This window comes from Cronbergia sp. UHCC 0137 (genome assembly GCF_034932285.1).
Lineage (GTDB): Bacteria > Cyanobacteriota > Cyanobacteriia > Cyanobacteriales > Nostocaceae > Cronbergia.
Genome location: NZ_JAYGHC010000023.1, coordinates 58082 through 60824, shown reverse-complemented (window position 1 = coordinate 60824; position 2743 = coordinate 58082). Strand labels below are relative to the sequence as shown.

Genomic DNA, 2743 nt, shown 5'->3' with positions numbered 1-2743 from the left:
GACTCCTAGCCCTAACGAAAGGACTTTTTCCGCAAACCCTACATATTTAGCACCTGTTTGAGGAGTGCTTGATCTTCTGGCTTGACTTTTAGGCGACCATTTTCGACATCACGAATCCAGCTTTGGCTTTTACCTGTCAGCTTTGCTAGTTCTCGTTGAGAAAGATTGAGATTTTTCCGTGCTTGCAAAATTTGCTCACCGGGTAAATCGGCTGTACTTTTGGGATTTCTTTTGGTTTTTGCGGTGCGACGTTGTTTTTTATCGGCTTCTGAACTTTGCTGTCCCCACTCTGGAGGAAGTTCAAAGGATAAAATTCGCGCGTTCATGAGCAAATTCCATTTACCACGGGGTGCGGTGTCTGTGAGGCGGTTAGCACCACCCCCGTCATTAATCCAAAATTCTAAGGCTTCATCTGGATCTTCGGGAATATCAACTAATTTTGCCCATAATGGTTGAATTTCTAGGGGATAGGTAATTGGATCAAATAGTGGTTTCACTCCGTAATGGTTAAGAACTTCTAAGTCGTTTTCATAGGTTCGCAAGAGACGTTTACGGTCTTCTCGATGTTTGGTGGCAGCGGTAATTTTTTCTTCACCGTAAGCAACCCGCATAAGGGTAGGAACGGTGATGCGTTGTTCTTTACCCATTTTGGTTTTAAACAGCAACCAGAGCATCAGTCTAACGGCTCCTTCGTGTTGCTGCCAAATACTCATGATTGTAGTTAAGAGGGTTTTGGGTAAACTACCGTACTGATAGAATCCGCTACGCTCTTTACAGGCTTGTTTGTTGAGGAAATGTTTTGCCCAAATTCCGGCTTTAATTGTAAATGTCAAGCCAATGAGATATTTACATCCTAGATCATCTTCTTGAAAGTGATGCTGAATATCTGTTAAGTTCCACAGCCGAGTTTGGGTGGTGGAAAATCCTGGAACTAATCCTTGTTGAGGCCAGTCTATGGAAACAAGTAGTGAACAAGCTTGCTGAACGATGTTTTTGATTAGGGCTAGTTTTGCGGCTTTGCTGAGGTCTTTCCGCTTTTCTAAGCCTAAGTATTTGTCAATTTGTCGTTCATCAATGGTAAATTCTTGTTCCCAGGGTTGGTCTAAGGCTGTGACATGGGCAGCAAAAATTAAGTTGATAGCTGCTGCTCTGATGTCTAGGTTTTCTACTGTTTGTAGGTTTGTGGCCGGGTTAGTAAGTTGAAATGGGTCTTGGAGGTGAAAAGCGATCGCTCCTCGACCTTGATTAACTTGTCGGCTATATTGTAAATAACCCGCTTGATCTTTTTCCCACCGTAAGGATGTCCTTTGTGTCAGTACATTGCAAGCTTCCCAGATAACTATTGCTGAAGCATAAGGGTGATTCTTGCCATTGGAAAACAAATCTGGACTGGTAGCTTCTCGCGGTTCGATTTTACATCTCCCTTTTTTCGCTTGCAAGGGTATGGGAGAATTTGTCGGACAGACTATGACACATTGGGGTTCTGGGTAATAACCTTCACAATTGTTACAAAGTGCAGGATCAATCCAATATTCATCATCTTCTATTTTGATGGCACCCGTAGGACATTGGGGGCGGCATTTGTCACATCCCTCGCAATTATTGTTAGGAATTGTATAAGCCATAACTCTTCTTCCTACTCTAATTGTTGAGATGTTCGGCTCATGTCTACCCTTGATGTCTCCTCTTGATTCATAACTTGCTACCAAATTATCTCCATGACAAGAAAAGGCTTTTCTCTCCTCACTAATTCCCCACACTTGTATTCGGTGTTTGTCTCGAATTTGAAGTTGTTTTAGCTCTGGATTTTAAGGCTTCATTACTTCTTCATTAACTATACTTTTCATAAAGATTTGAATAAGTTTGTTCATAATGAGCTTGGATATATTTCTTAATATCCAATTCAATTTTTATTCTTATAATTGTTTATTTTGAACTGCAAAAGTTTATTCAAAATGTTTTTATTGAACATCTATTTTAGTTGTTAAAAATATGATTTTTTGGCTATGTATGCAAAATTTACTACTAGAATATGTCAATTTCTACAGAATTTGTATTATCAATCCTGAGAAGCCTAATGATTAATTGATTAAATTTTCTATTAACTTAGACAAATCTATTGAGAAAATATTTTGAACAACAAGATCCCCGGCTTCTTAGATAACTTGGGGATTTGAGCTTGATCTGAATTTTGAATCTCAAATGGTTTATAAGTAATAAATATCATTAAATACAGTTGGGAGGAGAAAAGAAATTAATATTATCTAGCAAGTCATCAAAAGTTGATAAAAAAGTTAATTTTGATCATTAAAACTAAAAAGGATTAGGCTAGGATTAGGATTAAAGTACAAACTAATTTGTAGGCGAATTTGCTGAGGATTTATTTATGGCGACACTAACCGGTTTAACTTTTGGTGGTAAAACTTGGACTCCTAAATTTGCTCAAGAAATTGACAAGGATAAATGTATTGGTTGTGGCAGATGTATGAAGGTATGTGGTCACAATGTTCTAGGTTTGAAGGCTTTGAATGAAGAAGGTGAATTTGTGGAAGATGAAGATGATGAAGAAATTGAACGCAAGGTAATGGCTGTTATGAATGCAGATAACTGTATTGGTTGTGAGGCTTGTTCTCGGATTTGTCCTAAGAATTGTTATTCTCATACAACTGTGGATAACTAGAAATTGAGCTTTTAGTATATTTTAATTAGAGGGGAATACTCTATTTTTGTCTGAATCAGGATG

General features: G+C 38.1%; 2 protein-coding genes. One reads left to right on the top strand and one right to left on the bottom strand.

Annotated features, from left to right (window positions below):
- Positions 1–38 precede the first annotated feature (38 nt).
- Positions 39–1625, bottom strand: a complete 1587-nt coding sequence (locus VB711_RS13840) for a helix-turn-helix domain-containing protein (RefSeq protein WP_323286695.1) — start codon at positions 1623–1625, stop codon at positions 39–41.
- A gap of 761 nt (positions 1626–2386) precedes the next feature.
- Here VB711_RS13840 and fdxB point away from each other — a divergent pair.
- The gene (gene fdxB / locus VB711_RS13835) at positions 2387–2680 is read left to right on the top strand and encodes a ferredoxin III, nif-specific (protein WP_323286659.1); all 294 of its coding nucleotides are present in this window, start codon (positions 2387–2389) and stop codon (positions 2678–2680) included.
- Positions 2681–2743 lie beyond the last annotated feature (63 nt).

Bases quoted from the DNA above. Each gene is read 5' to 3' on its own strand.
- VB711_RS13840 (WP_323286695.1), bottom strand. From the start codon at position 1,625: ATGGCTTATACAATTCCTAACAATAATTGCGAGGGATGTGACAAATGC.
- fdxB (WP_323286659.1), top strand. From the start codon at position 2,387: ATGGCGACACTAACCGGTTTAACTTTTGGTGGTAAAACTTGGACTCCT.